16 protein-coding genes are annotated in these 21,049 nt (G+C 44.4%); 11 read left to right on the top strand and 5 right to left on the bottom strand.

From position 1 onward, the window contains the following. The first annotated feature begins 34 nt into the window (after positions 1-34). On the top strand, positions 35-1,003 hold the full coding sequence (locus C1H71_RS17985; protein ID WP_130107789.1) for a hypothetical protein: 969 nt from the start codon (positions 35-37) through the stop codon (positions 1,001-1,003). 125 nt (positions 1,004-1,128) lie between these two features. On the opposite strand, the gene C1H71_RS17990 is transcribed toward C1H71_RS17985, so the two are convergent. From C1H71_RS17990 to C1H71_RS18000, 3 genes are all read right to left on the bottom strand, one after another. Continuing rightward, positions 1,129-1,806, bottom strand: a complete 678-nt coding sequence (locus tag C1H71_RS17990) for a peptidoglycan DD-metalloendopeptidase family protein (protein ID WP_130107790.1) — start codon at positions 1,804-1,806, stop codon at positions 1,129-1,131. Between the two features lie 191 nt (positions 1,807-1,997). Continuing rightward, positions 1,998-4,622, bottom strand: coding sequence for an alanine--tRNA ligase (alaS, locus tag C1H71_RS17995; RefSeq protein ID WP_130107791.1), 2,625 nt, complete (start codon positions 4,620-4,622; stop codon positions 1,998-2,000). A gap of 271 nt (positions 4,623-4,893) precedes the next feature. Then, positions 4,894-6,078: a Bcr/CflA family multidrug efflux MFS transporter gene (locus C1H71_RS18000; protein ID WP_130107792.1), complete on the bottom strand. Its 1,185-nt coding sequence runs from the start codon at positions 6,076-6,078 to the stop codon at positions 4,894-4,896. A 263-nt stretch (positions 6,079-6,341) separates the two neighbouring features. On the opposite strand from C1H71_RS18000, the gene C1H71_RS18005 reads away from it, so the two are divergent. From C1H71_RS18005 to C1H71_RS18040, 8 genes are all read left to right on the top strand, one after another. Then, positions 6,342-6,827 (top strand): fimbrial protein, encoded by a 486-nt coding sequence (locus C1H71_RS18005; protein WP_223145918.1) that lies wholly within the window; start codon positions 6,342-6,344, stop codon positions 6,825-6,827. A 505-nt stretch (positions 6,828-7,332) separates the two neighbouring features. Beyond that, on the top strand, positions 7,333-9,783 hold the full coding sequence (locus C1H71_RS18010; protein ID WP_130107794.1) for a fimbria/pilus outer membrane usher protein: 2,451 nt from the start codon (positions 7,333-7,335) through the stop codon (positions 9,781-9,783). Positions 9,784-9,810: 27 nt separating this feature from the next. Further along, positions 9,811-10,530, top strand: a complete 720-nt coding sequence (locus C1H71_RS18015; RefSeq protein WP_130107795.1) for a fimbrial biogenesis chaperone — start codon at positions 9,811-9,813, stop codon at positions 10,528-10,530. A 36-nt stretch (positions 10,531-10,566) separates the two neighbouring features. Further along, positions 10,567-11,604 (top strand): fimbrial protein, encoded by a 1,038-nt coding sequence (locus C1H71_RS18020; RefSeq protein WP_130107796.1) that lies wholly within the window; start codon positions 10,567-10,569, stop codon positions 11,602-11,604. A 54-nt stretch (positions 11,605-11,658) separates the two neighbouring features. Continuing rightward, positions 11,659-12,156 (top strand): fimbrial protein, encoded by a 498-nt coding sequence (locus C1H71_RS18025; protein WP_130107797.1) that lies wholly within the window; start codon positions 11,659-11,661, stop codon positions 12,154-12,156. Between the two features lie 11 nt (positions 12,157-12,167). Then, on the top strand, positions 12,168-12,692 hold the full coding sequence (locus C1H71_RS18030) for a fimbrial protein (RefSeq protein ID WP_130107798.1): 525 nt from the start codon (positions 12,168-12,170) through the stop codon (positions 12,690-12,692). 116 nt (positions 12,693-12,808) lie between these two features. Next, positions 12,809-13,435, top strand: a complete 627-nt coding sequence (locus C1H71_RS18035; protein ID WP_130107799.1) for a response regulator transcription factor — start codon at positions 12,809-12,811, stop codon at positions 13,433-13,435. Continuing rightward, positions 13,432-17,106: a transporter substrate-binding domain-containing protein gene (locus C1H71_RS18040; RefSeq protein ID WP_130107800.1), complete on the top strand. Its 3,675-nt coding sequence runs from the start codon at positions 13,432-13,434 to the stop codon at positions 17,104-17,106. The genes C1H71_RS18035 and C1H71_RS18040 overlap by 4 nt, the downstream gene beginning before the upstream one ends. A 344-nt stretch (positions 17,107-17,450) precedes the next feature. Here C1H71_RS18040 and C1H71_RS18045 read toward each other — a convergent pair whose 3' ends face one another. Next, positions 17,451-18,860 (bottom strand): PhoH family protein, encoded by a 1,410-nt coding sequence (locus C1H71_RS18045; RefSeq protein ID WP_130107801.1) that lies wholly within the window; start codon positions 18,858-18,860, stop codon positions 17,451-17,453. 151 nt (positions 18,861-19,011) lie between these two features. Further along, on the bottom strand, positions 19,012-19,473 hold the full coding sequence (locus C1H71_RS18050; protein ID WP_130107802.1) for a peroxiredoxin: 462 nt from the start codon (positions 19,471-19,473) through the stop codon (positions 19,012-19,014). Between the two features lie 92 nt (positions 19,474-19,565). Between C1H71_RS18050 and dcd the strand changes: the two genes are divergently transcribed. Together dcd and C1H71_RS18060 are read left to right on the top strand one after the other, a co-directional pair. Next, positions 19,566-20,141: a dCTP deaminase gene (gene dcd / locus C1H71_RS18055; RefSeq protein WP_130107803.1), complete on the top strand. Its 576-nt coding sequence runs from the start codon at positions 19,566-19,568 to the stop codon at positions 20,139-20,141. A 72-nt stretch (positions 20,142-20,213) separates the two neighbouring features. Beyond that, positions 20,214-21,044, top strand: a complete 831-nt coding sequence (locus tag C1H71_RS18060; protein ID WP_130107804.1) for a sulfurtransferase — start codon at positions 20,214-20,216, stop codon at positions 21,042-21,044. Positions 21,045-21,049 lie beyond the last annotated feature (5 nt).

Consider the following 21,049-nt stretch of genomic DNA (forward strand, 5'->3'; position numbering starts at 1 on the left):
TCTTAGCTGTGTTTGTTGAATAAATAGGATGAATATGGGTAATTGGATTAAATTTTCTGTTCTTTTGGCGACGCTGGTTACCCCACTTGCTCACGCAGATTCTGTATCTGTGTTGGCAGGGGCAATGAACAGCACTAAGCAAGAGCAAAGCTCCTATGCTTGGACGTTGTCGTATTTGCATGATTTAAATGAAAACATGGCGGTCAGTTTTTCTTGGCTTAATGAAGGCCATGTGGATAATCACCATCGGGATGGGCACACCTTTCAATTTTGGGGAAAAACCCAAGCTTTACACCCAAAGCTGACCTTGGCGGCGGGGCTAGGGCCCTATCGTTATTTTGATACCACCCCTAAAAGGGTGGATGGCCGTGGTTATTTAAATGACCATGGCTGGGGCGGGATTTTCAGCCTGCAAGCCACTTGGCAGGGCGAGAGCGATTGGCAATACCAGCTACGCCTCAATCACATCAGCACCTCGGGCAGTATTGATACCAACTCAATTATGTTGGGTATGGGTTACCGGCTATCGCCCATGGCGTTTGATGATCCTAGTTGGCCAGGTGCCCGTGGCAAGCAAGAAGTGGTGGCCTATTACGGGCAAACCATCGTTAATAGTTTTGGCTCAGAAACGGCTAATTCAGGGGCTTTAGAGTATCGCTATACCTTTGCACCAGGGGTGAAAGCCTCTGTTGAATATATTCAGGAAGGGGAAGCCAAGCGCATGCGCCGTAGCGGAGTCGCCTTGCAAGCGTGGTATGAGCCAGGGTTTTTTGACGATAAATTTACCGTTGGCTTGGGTGTTGGGCCTTATTTCTCGGCAGGTAAGAAGTCCAGAAATAATCGCCCTGATCTAGAGAAAAACGCTGTAGCAGGCTTGGTTACCATGGCAGCAAGTTATCGCTTTAGCGAGCACTGGCGGGCAAGGGTGGCTTGGAATAGAACCGTTACAGATTACGACAAAGACACCGATGTGATTTTGTTTGGCTTGGGCTATTTATTTTAAGCACTCAATTGTTTTTGTCCACGAAATACACAAAAATCACGAACAAGCTCCCGTGTTTATTGGTTACTTTGAGTGTTTAGTGTTTTTCGTGGCGACGTATTTCTTTACCCTTCTGATTAATTGCATTATTGCGCTAAAAATGGTTTTGGATTAATGGCCTTACTTTTAAAGCGTAATTCAAAATGCAATTTCACCTTGTTACTGCCCGAGCTTCCCATCTCGGCCACCTGCTGCCCTTGTTTAATGATATCGCCTTCTTTAACTAAGATTCGCTGATTGTGAGCGTAAACGCTTAAGTAGTCTTGATTATGTTTGATAATCAGTAGATTGCCGTAGCTGGGTATGCCATTGCCGGCATAGGACACTTTGCCACTGGCTGCTGCGTAAATGGGTGAGCCTGCCTCGCCCCCAATATCAATTCCCTTATTACTGCCGCCATTGTAATTTTGCAGTATTGGCCCTTTGCTTGGCCAGATTAGGCTAATGGCAGGGGTGGGTTTGCTTGCTGCTGGAGCTGGGCTGGGCTTACTAGGTGTGGGCTTGTTGCTTGGGGAGGGGGTGCTAGTCGTTTTGGGGCTGGGTTTTACCGCAAGAGTCTGCCCAATTTGAATGCCGGTATCGCGGAGTTGATTCAGGCGCTGCAGCTCGCTCACACTTAAATTATGGTTGCGTGCAATGCTATAGAGCGTATCACCCGCTTTTACTTGGTATTTTGAACTGTTGTTAATAGGTGCTGTGCCACAAGCACTGATCAGCAGGGTGGAGAATAGGGCGTAGTGGCGGAGAAGAGGAAAGATAGGCATGAGGCTGATTTTAACACTGTCTTTTGCGTCAGCGTTTGCCTAGGTATTTTTGACAGCACTGCATAATAAAGCTTTCTAGCAAAAAAATAGGCGACTGGTGAGTCGCCCATTGTGTATTGGAGGAGGCCGCTGCGCCACGCGGATCAGCGTGCATCACCGCGTGGGCAAAAAAACGCCATCCTGTACTTTACTTACAGCTTTTCAGTTAACCAAGCTGGGATGCTTGCCAATGCCGCATTCAGGTTTTCTGGCTCAGTACCGCCCGCTTGGGCCATATCAGGTTTGCCGCCGCCTTTGCCGCCTACTTGCTGCGCTACAAAGTTGACCAGCTCACTGGCTTTGATTCGGCCCGTTAAATCTTTGCTTACACGGGCGATTAAGCTGACTTTGCCATCGCTTACGCTGGCCAGTAGCGAAATGCCGCTTTGCAACCTGTCCATGACTTTATCGCTCATTTCACGTAGGACTGCGCCATCAGCGCCTTCAACGATCGCGCCTAGACACTTCACGCCCTTAATCGTGCGCAAACCACCGCCCAGTAAGGTGTCTAGCTGAGCAAAAGCCATCTGGCCTTTTAGGCCCTGAATTTCTTTTTGCGCAGATTTTAGCTCCGCCTGAAGTTTTTCTAGCTTGGCTGCTAATTCGCCTGGTTTGGATTGCGTCATCGCTGCAAGCGTTTTGATCTCGCTGTCTTGTGCCTGAATCAGAGCCAGTGCTGCACTGCCGGTAATGGCTTCGATGCGGCGAATCCCTGCCGCAATACCCGCTTCACTGACCACTTTAAATAGGCCAATATCACCCGTGCGGCCCACGTGAGTACCACCGCAAAGCTCGGTAGAGAACTCGCCCATTTGTAATACGCGCACATCATCGCCGTATTTTTCGCCAAACAGGGCCATCGCACCGGCGGCAATCGCGTCATCAAAGCTCATTTCTGCAGCAGAAACGGCATCGTTGCGCATGATTTCTTCGTTGACCAATGCTTCAATTTGGGCGATTTCAGCCGGAGTAACTGGGCGAGGCTGGCTAAAGTCAAAGCGGGTGCGCTCAAAGGTAACCAGCGAGCCTTTTTGCTCTACATGCGTGCCAAGTACGCTACGCAGTGTAGCGTGCAGTAAATGCGTAGCGCTGTGATTGCGCTGGCTGGCTTGGCGTTTGGCTAGATCAATGCAGGCGGTAACGGTGTCGCCTACATTTAGGCTGCCATTGCTCAGCATGCCTTGGTGGCCAAACACATCAGATTTCACTTTTTGCGTGTCAGTCACGTCAAACAAAATATTACCGGCAAAAATCTGCCCAACATCACCGGCTTGGCCGCCAGATTCTGCATAAAACGGCGTGTGATCAAGCACCACAACGCCTGCTTCACCAGCGTTAAGCACTTGTACTGGCTCATTGCCTTTGTACAGCGCCAATACTTTGGCTTCACGGCTGTGCTCGGTATAGCCATGAAAAACACTGGCGCTGCCATCGTATTCCAAGCCCGTTACCGCTTTAAATTGACCGGCCGCTTTGGATTGGGCTCGCTGGGTATTGAGCGCGATCTCAAAGCCTTCCATATCTACGCTGACGTTCTTTTCACGGCACACGTCTGCGGTTAGATCGATAGGGAAGCCGTAGGTATCAGAAAGCTTGAAGGCGGTTGCGCCATCTAGGATGGTTTTGCCACCCGCTAAGGCGGTATCGAGCAGCGCCATGCCGTTTTCTAGCGTTTTGGCAAACAGCTCTTCTTCGTATTTGAGCAAGTCTTCAATCTGAGCTTGTTTCTGTACTAATTCTGGATAGGCATGGCCCATTTCGGCCACAAGGGTTGCCACCAGTTTGTAGAAGAAAGCGCTCTTTTGGCCAAGCTTATAACCATGGCGCACGGCGCGGCGAATAATGCGGCGCAATACATAACCACGGCCTTCATTACTTGGCAATACACCATCCGCAATCAGGAAGGAACAGGCGCGGATATGATCAGCAATCACTTTGAGCGATGGCGTATCTTGGTTGTAAGGTACGCCGGTTTCTTTGGCCGCAGCTTGTAATAGCGCCACAAATAAATCGATTTCGTAATTGGTATGTACTTTTTGTAGTAGCGCCGATAAACGCTCTAAGCCCATGCCCGTATCCACGGAAGGCTTCGGCAGTGGGTGCATCACGCCTTCGGCATCGCGGTTGAACTGCATAAAGACGTTGTTCCAGATTTCTACGAAGCGATCGCCATCTTCGTCGGCGCTACCCGGAGGGCCACCCCAGATATGATCGCCATGGTCGTAAAAAATCTCGGTACAAGGGCCACAAGGGCCGGTGTCGCCCATGGCCCAGAAATTATCTGAGGCATAAGGCGCGCCTTTATTGTCGCCAATGCGGATAATTTTATCCGTGGGGATGCCGATCTGTTGGTTCCAGATTTCATACGCTTCGTCATCCGAGGCGTAAATCGTCACCATCAGTTTTTCTTTAGGAATGGCCAGCCATTCGGGGCCAGTTAGAAATTCCCAAGCGTAATGAATGGCATCACGCTTGAAGTAATCGCCAAAGCTGAAGTTGCCGAGCATTTCAAAGAAAGTATGGTGACGCGCGGTGTAGCCAACGTTTTCTAAATCGTTATGCTTGCCGCCTGCGCGTAAGCATTTTTGGCTGGTGGTGGCACGGGTGTAATTGCGCTTGTCAAAGCCTAAAAACACATCTTTAAATTGCACCATACCGGCCACGGTAAACATGATGGTTGGATCATTGCCTGGCACAAGTGGGCTGGAGTTAACAACTTGGTGCCCTTTAGAGGCAAAAAAGTCGAGGAATTTCTGGCGGATTTCGGCTGATTTCATAGTGTAAGGTCGGTATTCGGTGAATACGAAAGTATCAATTCTAAATGAAAGCCCATCATCAGGGTAGCGCCCTGTTCATTAGGGAGTGAGCTTGCAACTGGGCGAGTGAATCTGACGGTGTGCTGGTGTATTTTTAATGCCAAAAGAATGGCCGCAAGAAGAAGGGCGAGTCTTGGTGCTTGCGCTGCCCCGCTATTGCCGCTCTCCAATCGCATTGTATGGCGTTGCCTCAGGCAGGTGTCGCCCAAGCGGGCGACACGATGAGTAATATTTAAGCCTTTACAACCGCAGCTGGCTCTGTGCGATTAAGCAACCATGCGCCTGTGCCACACGCTGCCAATAGCGTCAGCAAGGGAAGTGCGCTGTTGTCGTGCCACAAGCCCATTAACAAACCCGCCAGTGTGGCGCAGCCAAATTGCAAGGTACCGAGCAGGGCAGAAGCCAGCCCCGCTTGTTTGCTTTGATACTGCAAAGCCATCGCCGAGGTATTAGGGGTGATAAAGCCCATGCTGGTGATAAAAACAAATAAGCCCAATAGCAGTAGCGGGAAATTGAGTAGGCCAAAGATTTGCAATGCAAATAGGCTAAGCCCAGAAAGTGCAGGCAAATAGAGCGCATGTCTGAGTAGATTAGCGGTGCTATGGTTTTTAAGTGCACGCGCGTTAAATTGGCTGCTGATAATAAAGCCCGCAGCATTGCTGCCAAAGATCCAGCCAAAGTGTTCGGCGGGCACACCGAATAACTCGATAATAATATAGGGCGATCCGGCGATATAGCCAAAGAAGCCACCCATAATCAGTGACCCCGTTAGAGTGTGGCGCATAAAGGCTTTATCGCGGATCAGCGCGGCATAGCCTTTTAAAACTTTGCCTAATTCAAGTGCTGGACTGTGCTGGGTGTTGTGCGTTTCTTTAAAAAAGAAATGCACATTAATTAAACAAGCCAATGCAAACAGCATTTGAAAAGCAAAAATGGCGCGCCAGCCCAGTGTGGTGACCACCCAGCCTCCTACAATCGGCGCCAAGATCGGGGCCAGCCCCATGATCAGCATCAGGGTAGAGAAAGCTTTGGCCATTTCCTGCACATTGCATCTATCCCTCACTACCGCCCGAGAAACCACCATGCCTGCGCAGCCACCAAGCGCTTGTAAAAAGCGCAGAGCAATCAGCTGATCGATATGTGTGACAAAGACGCAGCCTATAGAGGCCAGAATATAAATCACAAGGCCAAAGTAGAGCGGTGGCTTACGGCCAAATCGATCACTAAACGGGCCATAAATCGCCTGGCCTATGGCCAGACCAATAAAAAAGCTGGCAAGCGTCAGCTGCACCGAGCCAGGTGAGGCCCCCAAACTATGTGAAATAGCAGGAAAGCTGGGCAAATACATATCAATGGAAAGCGGGCCAAGTGCGGTAAGCGCACCCAGTAAGAGCAGCCAAGGTGGGAAATAGCGCATGTGTTGTGCTTCTTTAAATATTGGAAAGGGTACGGTTTTTTTTGCAGACGGCTGTAGGATTTTTCCTACGACAGTAAAAGAATGTTCTCGTCTTAATTGAGTCTGTGCTGACGTGTGGATTAAATTGAATAAGCATAAAATTGTTTCTGTCGGTGGCGTCAATGCCATATGGCTATCTGTATATGACGCACTCATCTCTAATTAATATATTTGGAATAAATGCTATGAAGTTAAAGTCTATTGTATCCGTTATGGCGTGTTCGATGTTGTTTGCAGGCTCTGTATTCGCTGCGGATGAGGGCACTGGTACCGTTAAATTTGAAGGCTCAATTATTGATGCACCATGCTCAATTTCAGCTTCAACACAAAATCAAATTATCCCTATGGGCGCAATCTCAAATAAATCCATTTTTTCAAAGGATGGCAAGCTTAAATCTAACTTCACGATCAAGCTAGAAGATTGCACTAATGCAACTAAAAAGAATGTAACGATTACGTTTAGTGGCCCGGCTAACGATGGCTTGTTAGCTCTTGAGGGAGGTACTTCAGGGGCGGGTATTCAGATCGACGATTCTTATGGTGTACCAATGGTGTTGGGTACCGCCAGTGCCCAAACTCTATTGCTACCTGGTGAGAATTATTTAAAATTTAATGCTTACTTGAAGCCTACTACTGCGGCGGTAAGTGCGGAGGATATTAAACCAGGTAACTTTACGGCGACTGCGACGTTTGCATTAAATTATCCATAACTTAATTTTTGCATGAACATTAATTAGCTTTAATTAAATGTTGCTTTGGTTTTTTTGTGGGTAACAACTATAAAAATTATCGCTTATTTTGTTAATGCACTATGTGTAAGGGTGCATAACGATGCTTTTGTTTTGCACCCAGTACCATCTCATATCATTCTTAATTAAAACTGATACTTAGATTGCTTGGGCCATGCCATGGCCGCACTACTCTTGATTCTTTATCAGTGAAGAGGTTGGCTAAACTTTGGCTTTCACTTTCGCATAATATGCATATCTATTTTGTTTGATAATTAAATACCTGCTGTGAGCTTTTTTTTGCGCGCTTTATTCGTTTTTTTGGTGTAGATGCAAATAGTTCGTGCACTATTTATTAATTTACTTATGAGTTGTTTGTTGTGGTTTTAAATTAACCATCATTTTGCTCGCTAATATACAGGGCCATACTGGCTGGTAATATTAAATTATTGCTATATTACTATTTTTTTATAAAAGAGGGGATGGGGTGTTTAATAGAAAACTACTGGGTACTATTTTATTTATCCCTACTATATGTTGCGCTGTAGAATTTAATATTAGCGTATTAGATGCGGTTGATCGTGAAAATATTGATTTGTCTGTATTCTCTAAAGTTGGTTATGTTTTGCCAGGTCGCTATATATTAGGAATTAAATCAAATAATTTTTTAATTCCTGAATTGCCAGTGATGTTTCACACCCGCGGATTGCCAGATGAAAGTGCAGAGGCCTGTATTACGGCGGATGTGCTTGCTAAGTTAGGCTTAAAAGATGAATCGATTAAGTTAGTTTCATTCTGGAATAATGGTGAATGCGCTGATTTTAGTGAGTTGAAAGGTGTAAGTATCCGTAACGCTATTAATGAGGGGTACATTGCACTTGGCATTCCTTTAGCTTATATGGAGTATTCTGATACAGATTGGGTTCCCCCCGCTTTTTGGGATAATGGATTGCCGAGTTTGATGCTGGATTATAGTGCCACTGCTTATGAGTCTAGATTTAAAAATAAGCCTATTGAGCGAAAGCTAAGTGTATATGGGACGCTAGGTGCCAATTTGGGGGCGTGGCGTTTTAGAGGTGATTTTCAGGGCGGTAATCAAGCTGCGGGAGAAACTGAGGAGCGTTTCAATTGGTCGCGTATTTATGCCTATCGAGCATTACCAAGTATCAATTCTACTTTGGTCATCGGTGATAATTATCTAGGCTCGGATTTATTTGATTCTTTTCGCTATACCGGAATCGCGCTAAGTAGCGACGATCGTATGTTGCCGCCTGCATTACAAGGCTATGCACCAGAGGTAAGAGGCATTGCTAAAACAAATGCTAAGGTGACTATTTCCCAAAATGCTAATATTTTGTATGAAACGATTGTTCCTGCAGGGCCATTTAATATTCAAGAATTAGGGCGTGGGGTGCGTGGCCAATTACAGGTGAAAGTGCTTGAGCAAGATGGCAGCATTCAAACGTTTAGTGTAGATACAGCAACAATTCCTTATTTAACACGCCCAGGCAGTGTACGGTATAAGGCTGCACTGGGTAAATCGTCAGCTTCTGGTTATAAATCGGGCAATTCTGGGGATATATTATTTGGCTCTAGTGAGTTTTCGTGGGGGGTGAGCAATAGTTGGTCTTTGTTCGGTGGATCTATTTTTTCAGAAAAATATAATGCAGTTGCATTGGGGCTTGGCCAAGATTTATATCAATTTGGTGCTTTATCATTGGATGTAACGCGTTCTGCTGCAAATCTAGCTAACGAGAACGATCGTCAAGGCTATTCATATCGGCTAAATTATTCGAAACGTTTTGATGAAATTGATGGTGATATTGCCTTTGCAGGTTACCGCTTTTCTCAGCGTGAATTTATGAGTATGAATGAGTTTTTAGAAGCAAATAAAGCCCTAGTAAATATTGGAAACAGCAAGTCCATGTATACCGTTACGGGCAGTAAAAGTTTTTCAAATTTTAAAACCTCTGTATATGCGTCTTATACTCATCAGGATTATTGGAATATTGTTCCTGAAGAGCGTATTCAATTGTCAATTAGCAAAATGTTTGATTCTGGCTTCATAAAAGGCATGTCTGCTAATTTGTCTTTTTCTAAGAATGTAAATAAAAATAGCAGTGGCAATATGCTATCAATGAACTTGTCCATACCTATTGGGCAGGGTGCTTCAGCGCATTATGCGGCAAGTAGAAATAATGACGTAAATAGTCATGATGTTACATATAGTAATTATCAAAACGACGGAAATCATTGGCAAATCAGTGCTGGGGTAAGAGATAAAGAAAGGGGTAGTGCTGAATCTGTACGTGGCTATTATGCCCATGAAGGAGCGATGGCGAGCACGACCTTGAGTGTGGGGCATGAAAGTGGCGAGTATTGGTCTGCTGCTGCAACCGTTAGGAGTGCGATAACGATTACCGCAGAAGGGGCCGCTTTGCATCAACAAAGCGTGAATGGTGGCACAAGATTGATGCTTGATACCGCTGGCGTGGGAGGGGTGGCTATTAATGGTGGGCGCACGCAAAGCAATTACTGGGGAAAGGCCGTTGTTGGTGATGTAAATAGCTATGCTCGAACCAGCGCTGCAGTGGATGTGAATCAATTGGCCGATGACGTTGAAGTATCAAGCCCCGTTGTGGATGCAACATTAACAGAAGGGGCGGTTGGCTATAGAAAGCTATCTGTACAGCAGGGAATGAAACTCATGACTACGCTTACATTGCCAGATGGTAGGTATCTTCCTTTTGGGGTTCAAATTGTGGATGTTAAGGGGCGTGTGGCTGGCTTGGTAAGTGACGCAGGAATGGCGTATTTATCTGGGATAAATTCAGATAGCGAATTTACCGCCACTTGGAGTGATAATAAATGCCGTGTTTATATTGCAGAAAAATATAGCCTTCAAAGTCTAGCCACATTAACGTGTGTGCCCTATTAATAAATGAAAATTAAAGGTAACTATAAGATGAAATCATTATTCTTTGTTTTATTTGCGGCAGTATGTGGCACGCAAGCTTCGATTGTTAATGCCGCCGTTGGTTTGGATAGAACGCGATTAGTTTATAACGAGCAGGATAAGTCAACCAGCCTTAGAATTTTTAATGGGAGCAAGACATTGCCCTATTTAGCGCAAGCTTGGTTGGAAAATAAAGACTACAAAAAAGAGAATATTCCTTTTGCTGTTTTACCCCCATTGCAGCGCTTAGAGGCTGACTCAGAAAGCTTGGTTCGAATTGAAAAAACGGCTTTAGTTGCGAATTTGCCGCAGGATAGAGAAAGTGTTTTTTATTTTAATCTACGTGAAATACCGCCTAAAAGCGATAAAGAAAATGTAATGCAAATTGCGATGCAGACACAAATTAAAATGTTTTATCGCCCTAAAAGTATGGCTCTACATGGTGATGTTGAATGGCAAAGTCAATTGATGGTCAATAAAGTGGCTACAGGCTTTCAGGTGGTAAACCCAACGCCCTATCATATTACGGTAACAAAATTCGCACTTGCAGAAAAAGAGGAGTCTATTGCAGATTTTGCAGGTTTTATGATTGCGCCAAAATCAAGCATAGATTTACCTGTAAAAGATAATAAATTGAATCATTTTGTGCTGACGTACATTAATGATTATGGTGGGCATATAGAGTTGTTATTTGTATGTAGTGAAGATCAATGTGCGGTAAAAAAATAATTAATTGAAAGTGGATATACTTAAAGGCGCATAGCGATGAATGGTATTTTTAAGGTTGTTTTTTTATGCATTGCAGTGACATATTCTGCATTTTCTTTTGCTGCTATTAATTGTCAATCGGCGTTAACTACTGCACCTGTTTTAGCTAGTGATATTTTTAAGAGCAATACAGTAGGGACTGAGGTTCTACCTCGTTGGGGGTTGCCAGGCCAATACCAGACCGTTTTTTGTAGTAATACAAAAGGACAAAAACCTGGGGCTATGCATTTAAGATCCACTATGGGTGGGTTAACCCCAGGTATTAATGCTGGCTATTATAAATTGACTGATGATATTGATGTACGTGTTGTATATGGTTTAATCCCTGGATTTACGCCTGATGGTAATACGGCTCCTTTTTCGCTTGTAAATAATACCGGTGGTGCAACCATAGAGACTGGAACGTATGCTAACAAATCGATGGGATTGAGTCTGCCAACATATGGCGGATCTCTTTATTATAAATTGAGGCGTAACGTGACGGGAGGCTCCATAAGGATTCCCGCTGGCATTGTTATTTCATCTGTTTTTCTTGCCTATGCGGATACAGAGGGTGCTGTGTTTTCAGCGCAGCCTTATTTGAAATTGCAGACTGAGGCCACTACGTTAACTTTTCCGTCTAAATGCAAAATAAATGCGGGGGCAGATTTAAATATCAATTTTGGAAGTATTAATTCTGATTTGATTACTACTTCTGCGAGTGTAAGTGATCGTAATTATAAGGCATATAACTTAGATTTTGATTGTACCGGTACTGTGGTGGATGCAAGTAATTTAACGGTACGTCTTACAGCTACTTCATCCACTTTATCTAATACGCTTATTGCTTCGACAATAGACACGAAAATAACCGCGGATTTAGGGATCGCTATGATGTTTGCAAATAAGGTCGTTAAGCCAGGGGATTCATTTCAGGTGAATTCTACGAATGGTAAAGGGGCAATTCCTGTAGGTTTTGTGCCAGTCAAGCGAAGCGGTAAAAACGTAAGTGGAAATTTTACAGCCACAGCCACATTGACTATTGTGTTTCCATAAGAATGAAAGCTATTCTCTATTTTGAATTTATCCCTTGTTATTTTAGAGTACATAATGAATAAAATTTTTAATTTTTCATTCCTTATATTGTTCAGTTTACTATTGGGATCAGATGCTTTTGCTGCGGGAGATGTAAATCTGGTGGTTAAATTAAATGGGAGTGTTTTTATTCCTGCTCGCTGCGCTTTTAATCTAAATACAGAATATAATATTGATTTGGGAAAGTTGGATATTCAAAAGATAGGTAGTGAACCATCTATTCAGTTCGATATCCCTCAAAAATGCATCACTGGTTTGGGGGCTGCGGAGTATCTAGCTAGGATTAATGGCACTTTTGTGGGTACTACTAATGTTTTAACAACTACCCATGCTAATTTAGGTCTAAAATTATTAGTGAATGACCAAATAGTAAGAAATGGGAGTAATTTTTTAGTAGACTCTACAAATGATAAGTTGAAACTAAGTATTGCTCCCACTAAATTAGATGGAACAAAATCAATAGCTCCTGGGAAGTTTTCAGCAACTATTACGATGGTTTCTATCATTAGATAAGGTGTTTTATTTTGAAACTGCTAATGTATCAAATTTTCTTGTTGGGCTTGGTCATGTTTATACCAAAGCATGCAATGGCAATTGAGGTGAAGATTTCAGGAGAATTGCTTGCAAGCCCCTGCATTTTAGCTATAGAAAGTGGTGATCAAACAGTACGGTTTAATGCCATATCAACTAAGGATTTGTACGCTTCAGGTGAAGCGGGTAAAAAAGATTTTAGTTTGATTTTAAAAAATTGTGATCTTAATGTTAGTAAATCAGTTAGCATTATTTTTACGGGGGAGAAGAGCACTAAGCAAAATGGTCTATTGGCGCTTGATGCTGGGTCTATTGCTTCAGGTGTTGCAATAGGATTGAAATATAAAAATAATATTTTGCCTTTAGGCTCCTCAACAGGGGGGATCGATCTAACCTCAGGTGAGAACACGCTTCAATTGAGTGCGTTTGTTCACGGTGATCCTAGTACAATTGAAAATAAAACGATAAAAGCTGGGCGCTTTAGCGCGGTAGCAAATTTCACATTAAATTATCCTTAGTGTGGTTTTTTTATGACCTATAGATGATGGTATTTTCGTCTATGGGTGTTTTTGTTTAAGGTAAACGTGGGAATAGTTATTTGGCATGTGATGGATGCTTCACTCATGGATTTTTTATGACAAAAGTTTTAATTGTGGATGATCACCCTGTTGTTCGATTGGCGGTAAAAATGCTGCTGGAACAGAGTGGCTTTGATGTGGTGGGTGAGGCGGATAATGGGGTGGATGCTTGGCAATTGGCCCAGAGTTTAGTTCCTGATGTGCTGGTTTTGGATCTTGCCATCCCTAATTTAGATGGATTTGAGGTGATTGCTCGAATTCAAAAATCAAAGCTTCCTATTCGGGTTATGGTTTTTTCATCAGGTGAGGCTGAGCAGATGGTGCAACGCTGTATGCGGGCGGGGGCCTCCGGTTATTTGGGGAAAGATAAAGAAATCACAGATTTAGTTGATGCAATAAAAATGATTATGAAAGGGGTGGGGTATTTTCCAAACCAGTCATTTTTAGTCTCTACGGGGGACAATCTATTGCAGTCAGAGCATCAAATGCTGAATAGTTTGTCTAACCGTGAAATGATGATTATGCAGCAGTTGCTTTTGGGGAAAAGCAATAAAGAAATGGCTGCTGATATGCTGCTAAGCCCTAAAACGGTGAGTACATATAAGCTTAGAATTTTTACTAAATTGGGGATTGGCAGTCTTACCGATTTAATCAATATGGTAAGTAGGAATACCCCCGTATGAGCCATGTAAAATATCTTATATTTTTGTTACTTTCCTTGTTTATGCATCAGGCCAGCTCACAGGTTCCTTTTTTGGATAAGTTGGTGTTGTCAGAGTATGTTTTTTCTACCATGCATGATGTGCCGCTTGATGAACAAGATTCACGTTGGTTAAGAGCAAAAAAAGTATTAAAACTAGGCGTTGCGTTGCCCGATGTGCCCCCGTTTGGTATTACAACTTATGGGCGTGAGTTTTCTGGAGTAACTGCAGACTATATGGGGGTGATTGCAGAGTCGCTAGGGCTTAGGGTTGAGGTCTATCATTATGCCAACCAAGCGCTCTTGTTGGATGCTTTAAAAGCGGGTGAGATTGATTTATTGGATGGTTCGGATTTTTTTTATTCCTCCAATGGTGGGTATATTTTTAGTGATAAGTATATTGAGAATAATCTTGTTGTTGTATCAAGGAAAAAAGAACAAAGCCATTTCCCTGCAGATCTAAGTGGCGTAAATATTGCTGTAGTGCCTGATTATATTCCTTTTTCTGTTTTGAAAAATAAATATTCAAATGCTAGTTTCAAATCGTTTTCTTCAGTTAGTAATGCCCTTGGCGCAGTTGCTTTTGGATTGGCTGATGCGATGATTATTGATTTAATTTCTGCTAATTATTTAATTAATAATGATTTTTATAATTACCTCGAGTTGAATCGATTGAGCGAAATTGATTTAGGCAGTTATGGTTGTTGTTATGTTTTTGAAAAAAATAATACACAATTGCAGCGTATTGTTAATGCTGCGTTGAAAGCAATGACAGATGAGGAAAAATCAGGGATTGCTCGTCGTTGGAATGGTAACGGTATTATTTTGGGGAATAAAAATAAAATCACACTCACAGAATCAGAACTGCGATGGATAAATAAAAACCCTGTTGTAAGTATTGATGTGGGTGATTACATTGCCCCTATATCATATTTTGATGTAAATGGTGGTTTGCAGGGGGTACTCGGTGATGTTTTAAATATAATAGAATTTAATACAGGTTTGACTTTTAAAATATCCCGTAGCTCATCTTTGAGTGATGCTTTTTCTAAGGTTGAAGATGGTAAGATTGATGTGTATGCGCCTTTATCGCGCTCAATTTTGTTAAAGAAAAAATTTATATTTAGCCGGCCAATTTTTTATAGTCAATTTGTTTTTGTGGTGAAAAAGGGAGCGGCTAGGATTGATGACCTTTCAAGTATGGATGGTTTGCAATTGGCTGTTGTCGATGATGAAGAGTTAATTGAGATATTAAAAATAAAATATCCGAAAATTAAATTATTAAATATGGATAATGCGCTTGAAGCATTGGGATTTACCACGGTAGGGAAAGTAGATGCTACGTTGGTGACGTTGCCACGGGCTGAGTATTATATTCATAGTCTATTCGAAAATGAATTGTATATTTCTTCAATGCTAGATTTGGGCGATGAACAAGTCCAATATCAACCTGCATTTGCTGTAAAAAAAGATGCAGTAGAGTTGCTTGCTATTTTAGATAAGGCTTTGGCTGCGATTTCTGTTGAAGAGCGTTCAATGATTCGTAGTCGCTGGCAGGCCCCGCCTATGGTGTCTTCAGGGCGCTGGCTTGATCATAAATCATTAATTTATAGCATCATCGTTCTTGTGTTTTTTGTGATCGTTATTTTTGTAATTTGGAATCTTAGGCTGGTCATGCTCGGTAAGCAGAGGGCGGCCACCAATCGTGTATTGCTTGATCAATTGGATTTGTTAGCTGGGGCAATGAATGGTGCTCCCTTCCCTATTTATATAGTTGGAGGCAATGGCGTTTTACAATTTTGTAATGATTATTTTCTAAATAAAATTGGATTGAAGCGGGAGTCATTAATAGCCAAGGCAACTCATGCTGATGTGCTGCTTTTATTGGGCTTAAATGATACGGATGGGCTTAGAGTATTAAACGTGGCATTTCAGCGGGTGCTCAGTGATGAGGTGGCAGTGGATTGTATTCTGAGTTGGGGATTAGAGGGTTCGACGATGATTTGCCGTCATTGGATGCTTCCTTGTCTTGACTCTAGCGGAGTAATCCAAGGTGTAGCCTGTTGCTATGTGGATGTTACTGAGCGGGAGCAATTAATTAGTGGGTTGAAGGATGCAAAAGAGTTGGCGGATTGTGCAAGCAAAGCAAAGACAACTTTTTTAGCCACGATGAGTCATGAAATTCGCACGCCTATGAATGCGATTATTGGGATGTTGGAGCTGGCATTAAAAAAAGCGGACCGGAATGTGCTTGATCGTTCTGCAATTGAGGTGGCTTATGGCTCAGCGCAAAGTTTATTAGAGCTGATAGGCGATATCTTGGATGTGGTCAGAATTGAGTCTGGTAGTCTGAGCTTAGCCCCTACAAGAGGGCATTTGCGTGAGTTGGTCGAATCCGTAGTACGTGTTTTTGATGGTTTGGCTAGGCAAAAGGGCTTGAGTTTGATTGTAGATTTGGATGTGAGTATTAATAGAGATGTGTTGCTTGATCCTTTACGGTTTAAACAAATACTTTCTAATTTAATTGGAAATGCCATTAAATTTACTCATAAAGGGCGAGTTGATATTCAAGTGCAGGGTAAGCCAGTCGGTGATGTCTATTTGCAGGTGCAGGTGTTAGTGAAAGATAGTGGTATTGGTATTGCCAAGAAAGATCAGGAACGATTATTTCAGCCTTTTATTCAGGCTAATAATAATGGCCAGAGCACTAGGATAGGCGCTGGCTTAGGCCTGATGATTAGTCGTGAGCTTTGTGAATTGATGGGGGGTGGTTTGGAGCTAACTAGCGAGTTAGGTGTGGGAACTCAGGTTCAGGTTAGCCTCACTTTTAATGTGCTAGAACCCGTATCGCCTGCTCAGGGCTGGGTAGAGCAAGGGCCGCAGGAGCAAAAGCCCTTGATGGTGTTAGTGGTGGATGATCACGCGGCGAATCGTTTATTGCTGTGTGAGCAGCTTATCTATTTGGGGCATGGGGTCCGATCTGCAGAAGATGGTGCAGAGGGGCTCAGTGTGTGGAAGGCAAACCACTTTGATGTGGTCATTACAGATTGCAATATGCCTGTGATGAGTGGCTATGAGCTAACCCAAGCGATTCGCAAAGCTGAAAAAATAAGCCGCTTGCCACCATGCCGTGTACTTGGCTATACCGCTAATGCTCAAGAGGAGGAACGTGAGCACTGTAAGGCAGTAGGGATGGATGATTGTATGTTTAAGCCTGTGGGCGTCGATGATTTAGCGAAATACTTAACGAGCTCCGTACTCTCACCCTTGTTATTGTTGGGGGAAGGGAGAAAAAATTACGGTGAGGTTAAAATTGAACAGCTTATGAAGCTAACGGGCAATAATCCTAAGTTAGCTACTCGATTTTTGAATGAGCTAATCAATAATAATCGGGATGATTTAGTTACACTTTTAAATCTTTTTGATGTGGCAGATAAAGTAGGCTTGGGTGGTTTGGCTCATAAAATCAAGGGGGCCGCTCAGGTTGTAAATGCGGGTGAGCTTATGAGGAGTTGTGAGGTGCTGGAGGCGCTCTGTAAATGCCCCCATCAGCCAGCAGAATTAGCTGCTGCGGTGTTTGCCTTGGAAGAGTCTATTTTGGCTTTGGAGTCTTTGCTTTTATCCCATATTGATAGTGGATTAGCAGAGTTTTAAAGCCTATTTCTTGATGGGGTTTTATACTGAAATTCAGCGCTGTTTTGTCTATGCTCTTCCAGACGTAAAAGGCTCGTGCTGCAGTGAGTACTTCATTGCTGAATTTATTTAACAACTCTTCGATATTCAACTTTTTAACATTTAACTCTTCAATGTTTTGCATAAAAACCTCATGTTTGAATTGAGCGTCAACGGCGTGCTATTGCCTAGGCTAGGCTTGTCGGGTGGGCTAAAGTTTTATCAACCCGCGCTGATCAAACAGAGCCATAGTCTCGAAAACGTTTTACACACACAATAAAAAAGGGCCTGCAGCGCAGACCCTTATCCTTACAAAAACCCAAAAACTACAGAGCCTCAGCTGCGTAATCCGCCAACCTAGATCTCTCTCCTCGGGTGAGGGTGATATGGCCTGAGTGCTCCCACATCTTAAAGCGATCCACCACATAGGTTAGGCCAGAGCTGCCTTCTGTAAGGTAGGGCGTATCGATCTGGCTGATATTGCCTAAGCACACCACTTTGGTGCCGGGGCCGGCGCGGGTGATGAGGGTTTTCATTTGCTTGGGGGTTAAGTTTTGCGCCTCGTCGATAATCAGAAATTTCTTGAGGAAGGTGCGGCCGCGCATAAAGTTGAGCGATTTGACCTTGATGCGAGAGCGAATTAAATCGCGCGTGGCGGCACGGCCCCAGTCACCCGCTTCGGCGTCAGATTGGTTGAGTACATCTAGGTTGTCTTCTAGTGCGCCCATCCAAGGCATCATTTTTTCTTCTTCGGTGCCAGGCAGAAAGCCGATGTCTTCCCCAACCGGAACCGTGACGCGGGTCATGATGATTTCACTGTAGATTTTAGATTCCAGCGTTTGCGCAAGGCTGGCCGCTAAAGTGAGCAGCGTTTTGCCCGTGCCCGCTTGCCCAAGTAACGAGACAAAATCGACATCAGGATTCATCAGTAGGTTAAGCGCAAAATTTTGCTCGCGGTTTCTAGCCACAATGCCCCAAATGGCATTTTTGTGGTGGCTGTAATCTTTTAAGCTTTCAATTAGCGCCGACTTACCTTCTACACTAACCACTCGTGCCGAGAGCGGGGTGTCATCAGCCTGAAACAGCAGTTGGTTAACGTGCAGATCCATACAATCTGGGCCTTTGATGCGCCAGTAGCTGCGGCCGCCTTCTTGCCAGCTCTGCAGGTCTTTGCCATTGCGCTCCCAAAACTTTTGGTTGATTTCGCGCATGCCGGTGTAAAGCAGATCGGTGTCTTCTAAAACTTTATCGTTAAAGTAATCTTCGGCAGCCAAGCCCATCGCGCGCGCTTTAATGCGCATATTGATGTCTTTAGAAACCAAAATCACTTGTCGTTGGGTGTGCATTTGTTGCAGGTGATGCACGACGCCAAGGATTTGATTATCGGCTTTGCCCATAGGGAGTTGCGCGGGCAGCACGCTGGTGATCGCTTCGGTCTGCATAAATAGCCGGCCGACCGCTTGCCCCTTGCTAGCAGTATCGAGTAATACGCCGTTATGTAGGTCGAGCTCTTTGCCGGAAATCAGTTCTTCTAAAAAGCGACTGGCTTGGCGAGCGTTGCGGGCGACTTCAGAAGTGCCCTTTTTGTTGTTGTCGAGCTCTTCTAGCGTCATCATCGGCAAGAAAAGATCGTGTTCCTCAAAGCGGTATAAAGAGGTGGGGTCGTGCATTAAAACATTGGTATCCAGAACGAAGAGCTTGGTAATGCTCGGTGCTTTGCGCTTGCGGGTTGCCATGGTGAACTCCATAGATCAAAGGGCTGCGTGTCTGGAAAGGGAATGTTGATTTTTAAGTGGCTGCGTGTTTGCTCCTTGTTGAGTGGTTGATTAGGCGATGTCGCCATTAAAGTTAAGGATGGGGCGCTGCAAGCAGCGCCTTCAGTTTGATTTATAGCGTTTTTACAAACGCCAGTACTTCTACGACATGGCCCGGCACTTTTACACCGCGCCATTCTTTAACGATTTCACCTTCTGCGCTAATCACGAAGGTGCTGCGTTCAATTCCCCTTACATCTTTACCATACATCTTCTTTTGCTTCATGACATTAAAAGAAAGACAAGCTGTCTCATCTGGGTCAGAAATCAACTCAAAAGGGTAGTTTTGTTTGGCTTTGAAGTTTTCGTGGCTTTTAATGCTGTCACGGGAGATGCCAAATACTTGGCAGTTTGCGGCGAGGAATTGATCGTAATGATCGCGGAAGTCTCCCCCTTCGGTGGTGCAGCCTGGGGTGCTGTCCTTGGGGTAGAAATACAGTATAAAGGCTTGGCCTTTTAGTGCTGCGGTATCAAATTTGCTTTCACTGGTGGCGAGTAAGTTTAATTCTGGGCATTGCGATATTTGAGTCTGCATCAAAGAATCTCCATGTTGCGATTATTATAGATGCGTTAAGAGGCGCTTGGCAGCTACAATAACGCCAAATATGTGATAAGGATGTGACAGTAATGAGTATCAAATCTGACAAGTGGATTCGCCGCATGGCCGCCGAGCACGGCATGATCGAGCCATTTGTGCCTGGGCAAGTTAAAGAAGTAAATGGCGAACGTATTGTTTCTTATGGTACTTCTAGCTACGGCTACGATATTCGCTGTGCGGATGAATTCAAAGTTTTTACCAATATTAACTCGACCATTGTTGACCCAAAAAACTTTGACGAAGGCAGCTTTGTGAATGTTTCTGGTAAGGGATATTGTATTATTCCGCCAAATTCTTTCGCCTTGGCACGCACTGTGGAGTATTTCCGTATTCCGCGTAATGCACTGACCGTGTGCTTGGGTAAATCGACTTACGCGCGTTGCGGCATTATTGTGAATGTAACCCCGTTTGAGCCTGAGTGGGAAGGCTATGTGACGTTGGAGTTTTCTAACACCACGCCGCTCCCTGCAAAAATTTACGCCAACGAAGGCGTAGCGCAAGTCTTGTTCTTTGAGGCGGATGCGGATGATATCTGCGAAACCTCCTACCGTGATCGCGGTGGCAAGTATCAAGGCCAAAGTGGCGTAACGCTGCCTAAAACCTAAGCTTTACGTTTCTTTCTTGCAGGCCCGTATCCGTACGGGCCTGTTTTTTGATTAATACCCCAAGGATTGCCGATGACCCCGCTTATTTCTGCTTCGCAATTACAAGAACAGCTGGCCGATGTGTTGCTGATCGATTGCCGCCATGATTTGGCTAATCCGCAGGCGGGGCGATTGGCCTATGCAGAAGGCCATTTGCCGGGTGCGCATTTCTTGCATCTGGACGATGATCTTTCTGGTCTTAAAACAGGGACGAATGGCCGCCATCCTTTGCCTGATCCGCAAATTTTGGCGAATAAGCTGGCGAGTCTTGGAGTAAGTCGTAATCGCCGTGTGGTGGCTTACGATGCGCAGGGTGGTATGTATGCAGCCCGATTGTGGTGGCTGCTGCGCTGGCTGGGGCATGATCAAGTGCAGGTTTTGGATGGTGGGATGGCGGCTTGGCAGGGCGGAGTGGTTAAAGACTTACCCGTATCAGTCGCTGCCAAATGGGTTCCGGAACTGCGTCCTGAGTTAAAGGTGGATGTAAAAGAGGTGCTGGAAAACATCCAAAGTGCCGTTTTTACCGTGGTGGACGCTCGTTCTCCTTCCCGTTTTATGGGTGAGGGTGAAACAATGGATCCGGTGGGCGGGCATATCCCTGGGGCAATTAATCGTTTCTTTCAAGATAACTTGCAGGAAGATGGCCGCTTTAAATCTGTGGACGTGCTAAAGGCCGAGTGGCAGCAGCTGCTGGCCGGTCTGGATGCAGGTCAAACCGTGCAACAATGCGGCTCGGGCGTAACCGCTTGCCATAATCTGCTGGCGCTGGAAGTGGCGGGATTAAGTGGGGCGAGGCTCTATGCCGGTTCTTGGAGTGAGTGGTGCGCGGACGCTGCAAGGCCTTTTGCCTGCTTGCTTACATAAGTATT

The sequence above is a fragment of the Iodobacter fluviatilis genome (genome assembly GCF_004194535.1).
Lineage (GTDB): Bacteria > Pseudomonadota > Gammaproteobacteria > Burkholderiales > Chitinibacteraceae > Iodobacter > Iodobacter fluviatilis_A.

Coding starts and splice junctions, on each gene's coding strand:
- C1H71_RS17985 (WP_130107789.1), top strand. CDS start 35: ATGGGTAATTGGATTAAATTTTCTGTTCTTTTGGCGACGCTGGTTACC.
- C1H71_RS17990 (WP_130107790.1), bottom strand. CDS start 1,806: ATGCCTATCTTTCCTCTTCTCCGCCACTACGCCCTATTCTCCACCCTG.
- alaS (WP_130107791.1), bottom strand. CDS start 4,622: ATGAAATCAGCCGAAATCCGCCAGAAATTCCTCGACTTTTTTGCCTCT.
- C1H71_RS18000 (WP_130107792.1), bottom strand. CDS start 6,078: ATGCGCTATTTCCCACCTTGGCTGCTCTTACTGGGTGCGCTTACCGCA.
- C1H71_RS18005 (WP_223145918.1), top strand. CDS start 6,342: ATGTTGTTTGCAGGCTCTGTATTCGCTGCGGATGAGGGCACTGGTACC.
- C1H71_RS18015 (WP_130107795.1), top strand. CDS start 9,811: ATGAAATCATTATTCTTTGTTTTATTTGCGGCAGTATGTGGCACGCAA.
- C1H71_RS18020 (WP_130107796.1), top strand. CDS start 10,567: ATGAATGGTATTTTTAAGGTTGTTTTTTTATGCATTGCAGTGACATAT.
- C1H71_RS18025 (WP_130107797.1), top strand. CDS start 11,659: ATGAATAAAATTTTTAATTTTTCATTCCTTATATTGTTCAGTTTACTA.
- C1H71_RS18035 (WP_130107799.1), top strand. CDS start 12,809: ATGACAAAAGTTTTAATTGTGGATGATCACCCTGTTGTTCGATTGGCG.
- C1H71_RS18040 (WP_130107800.1), top strand. CDS start 13,432: ATGAGCCATGTAAAATATCTTATATTTTTGTTACTTTCCTTGTTTATG.
- C1H71_RS18045 (WP_130107801.1), bottom strand. CDS start 18,860: ATGGCAACCCGCAAGCGCAAAGCACCGAGCATTACCAAGCTCTTCGTT.
- C1H71_RS18050 (WP_130107802.1), bottom strand. CDS start 19,473: ATGCAGACTCAAATATCGCAATGCCCAGAATTAAACTTACTCGCCACC.
- dcd (WP_130107803.1), top strand. CDS start 19,566: ATGAGTATCAAATCTGACAAGTGGATTCGCCGCATGGCCGCCGAGCAC.
- C1H71_RS18060 (WP_130107804.1), top strand. CDS start 20,214: ATGACCCCGCTTATTTCTGCTTCGCAATTACAAGAACAGCTGGCCGAT.